4 protein-coding genes and 1 pseudogene are annotated in these 3,061 nt (G+C 68.5%); all 5 read left to right on the top strand.

Going from position 1 to position 3,061, the window contains the following annotated elements:
* A pseudogene (locus FVW20_RS10820) lies at positions 1-361 on the top strand (DNA circularization protein); the annotation flags it as partial.
* Positions 354-1,475 carry a phage baseplate assembly protein gene (locus FVW20_RS10825; protein ID WP_196609548.1) on the top strand — a complete coding sequence of 374 codons (1,122 nt, stop codon included), beginning with the start codon at positions 354-356 and terminating at the stop codon, positions 1,473-1,475. The pseudogene FVW20_RS10820 and the gene FVW20_RS10825, both read left to right, overlap by 8 nt.
* Complete coding sequence (locus tag FVW20_RS10830) at positions 1,475-2,098, top strand: phage baseplate assembly protein V (protein ID WP_196609550.1); 624 nt, start codon at positions 1,475-1,477, stop codon at positions 2,096-2,098. The genes FVW20_RS10825 and FVW20_RS10830 overlap by 1 nt, the downstream gene beginning before the upstream one ends.
* On the top strand, positions 2,099-2,566 hold the full coding sequence (locus tag FVW20_RS10835; RefSeq protein WP_196609552.1) for a phage GP46 family protein: 468 nt from the start codon (positions 2,099-2,101) through the stop codon (positions 2,564-2,566).
* A gap of 15 nt (positions 2,567-2,581) precedes the next feature.
* On the top strand, positions 2,582-3,061 hold a 480-nt coding region (locus FVW20_RS10840; RefSeq protein ID WP_196609553.1), incomplete at its 3' end, for a baseplate J/gp47 family protein.

Consider the following 3,061-nt stretch of genomic DNA (forward strand, 5'->3'; position numbering starts at 1 on the left):
AGAGGCCGCGCGTTCCGCCGCGCTCTCCACCCCCGCATCGCGGGCGGACGCCGCCACCCTGCGCGAGGGCGTGACCGACGCGGTGGATACCGTGCTCGACGGCGCGACGGACGATGGCGTGTATGCCAGCTTTACCGACCTTCAGGCAGCCACGGTCAAGGCGCTGGCCGACAGCGCGGGCAGCGCGCCCGACGTGGTGACCGTGCAGCAGCCGGTGGTGGCCCCCTCGCTGGTGGTTGCCCACCGCACCGTGGCCGACCGGGACGCGCCGGACGTGGAAACGGAGATACTTGCCCGCAACCGCGTGCGCCACCCCGGATTCGTGCCGCCCGGCCAACTGGAGGTGTTGCGCAATGCCTAGCGAAATCGTGACGCTGGAGATTGACGGCGTACGCTGGGAAGGGTGGGAAGACGTTTCCATCACCCGCGCCGTGGATGCCGTGTCCGGTGCCTTTTCCCTGCGCCTGTCCGACCGCTGGGCGCACGGGACCACGGCGTTGCCCATTGCGCCGGGCATGGCCTGCGTCATCAAGGCAGGATCGGACACCCTGATCAAGGGGTGGATTGATTCGGCTAACCCGTCCTTCGGGGCTGGGGCGCACGCCATCACCGTGGCCGGGCGCGATGCCAGCGCGGACCTTGTGGACTGTGCCGCCATCCATAAGCCGGGCGAGTGGAAGTCCATTACCGTCAGCCGCCTTGCCAGCATCCTTGCCGCGCCCTTTGGGGTGAAGGTGCGGTGCGAAGGCAACGAGGGCGCGCCCATCCCCACGCACAAGGTGGAGCCGGGCGAAACGGCGTGGGAATGCCTGGAACGCGCATTGCGCCAGCGCGAACTGATGGCCATGCCAGATGCGGCCGGGGGCATCGTCATCGTCTCCATCGGTTCCGGCCGGGCGTCTACCGCCATCGTGCAGGGGCAGAACGTGCTGGAGGCATCGGCCTCGTTCGACGCCAAGGACCGCTATTCCGAGTACCGCGTGCTTGCCCAGAACAAGGGCAGCGACACGGAAAGCGGCGACAAGGTGGCCGCCGTGGTGGCCACCGCCAAGGACCCTGTACTTGGCCGGTACCGCCCGCACATCATCAGCGGCGAGGCCCCCAAGGATGCGGCCACCGCCCGCCGCCGGGCGGAGTGGGAAGCCAGCGTGCGCGCCGGGCGCAGTGCGTCCGTGGATGTCACCGTGCAGGGCTGGCGGCAGGGCGACGGCACGCTGTGGCCGCTCAACGCCATGTGCCGGGTGCAGTTGCCCTGGCTGCGCGTGGACAAGGATTTGATGATCGGGCGTGTTGTCCACAAGCTGGGCAACGGCGGCACCACCACCCAGCTTACCCTGCGCAGCCCCAGCGCCTTTGCCCAAGAGTTTGAAAAGAAACTCAAAAAGGAAAAGAAGGGCGACGGCGACTTGCTGGGCGACGCCAAGCAGCTTTCCAAGGAAGAGCAACAGAAGATCCTGAACGGGGAGAACGGGTAGTGGACCAATCGACCTTTGCCCGCATGACCTCGCGGATAACCCGCGCCCTGCACGGCATGGTGGCCCGCGCCACGGTGCGCCGGGTGGACGATGGCCCCAAAATGCAGGAGCTGCAAGTGGGCCTGCTGGCCGACGAGCTGGCCGACGGGGTGGAGCGCTTCCAGAACTACGGATTCACCGCGCACCCCATGCCGGGGGCGGAGGGCATTGCCGTGTTCGTGGGGGCGGACCGCGCCCACGGCGTGGTGATTGCCGTGGACGACAGGCGCTTTCGGCTCACCAGCCTGGAACCGGGCGAGGTGGCCATCTACACCGACGAGGGCGATACCATCCACCTGATGCGCGACCGGCGCATAAAGATCACCACGCTGCACCTTGAGGTGGACGCGGAAGAGGATGTGACCATGACGACAAAGCGGTACGCGGTCACGGCCACGGAGTCGGCCACCATCAATACGCCGTCGTTCACCTCTCGCGGGGTGGGCGAGGGCACGTGCGCCTCGACCATGCAGGGCAGCCTGCACGTGACGGATGATGCCACCGCCGGGTCCGTCAGCCTGCGTCACCACACCCACAAATCCAACGGCACGGGCGTCCAGACGGACCAGCCCCTGGGGGGCTAGATGGACATCCTGCTGGCATTCGGCACGCCCGGAGCGGACCTGGCCGTGGCATCCGGCGACCTGTTGACGGACGACGGCCTGCTGACCGCCGTGGTGGTCAGCCTGTTCACCGACCGGCAGGCGGAGGCCACGGACGAACTGCCCGCCGGGGAGACGGACCGCAAGGGCTGGTGGGCAGACGCGACCCTGCCAAAGCTGACCGGCGCGCCGGACAAGATCGGCTCGCGCCTGTGGCTGCTGCGGCGCGAAAAGCAGCTGCCGGAGGTGGTGGCCCGCGCGCGCGAATACGCCACGGAAGCTCTGCAATGGCTGCTCACCGAGCACAGAGTGGATGGCCTGACGGTGACGGCCACGGTGCCGGAACGCGGCATGCTGCAACTGCAAGTGGCGCTTGAAGTTGACGGAGCAACGCAGCTTTCCGCCTTTGATTACAGCTACCTGACCGGCGCATACCGCCTGTCGGTCTAGGCACACGGAGGCCCCATGCCCTATCCCCGTCCGTCCCTTGGCCAGCTTGTCTCCCGCGCGGAGACGGACCTTTCCGCCCGCCTGCTGGATGGCGATGCCCCCTTGCGCCGGTCTGTCGTGGCCGTGCTGGCCCGGGTTACCGCCGGTCAGGCCCACATGCAGTACGGCTACCTCGACTGGCTGGCCGGTCAGCCCTTTGTGGACACGGCAGAGGCCGAATACCTGGAACGACACGCCCGCATCTGGGGGGTGACGCGCAAGGTTGCCGTGGCCGCAGCTGGCGCCGTCAGCCTGCCCGGCACCAACGGGTCCGTGGTGCCCGCCGGGACGGAACTGCGCCGGGCGGACGATGTGCTGTACACCAGCACGGCGGACGCCACCGTTACGGGCGGCGCGGCTGCCGTGTCCGTGGCCGCGCAGGCGGCAGGGGCGGGCGGCAACGCGGCATCGGGCATCAGCCTTACGCTTACCTCGCCGGTATCCGGCGTGCAGGCC

It is taken from the genome of Nitratidesulfovibrio oxamicus, from assembly GCF_015731765.1.
In the GTDB taxonomy this organism is placed as follows: Bacteria; Desulfobacterota; Desulfovibrionia; order Desulfovibrionales; family Desulfovibrionaceae; genus Cupidesulfovibrio; species Cupidesulfovibrio oxamicus.

Bases quoted from the DNA above. Each gene is read 5' to 3' on its own strand.
- FVW20_RS10825 (WP_196609548.1), top strand. From the start codon at position 354: ATGCCTAGCGAAATCGTGACGCTGGAGATTGACGGCGTACGCTGGGAA.
- FVW20_RS10835 (WP_196609552.1), top strand. From the start codon at position 2,099: ATGGACATCCTGCTGGCATTCGGCACGCCCGGAGCGGACCTGGCCGTG.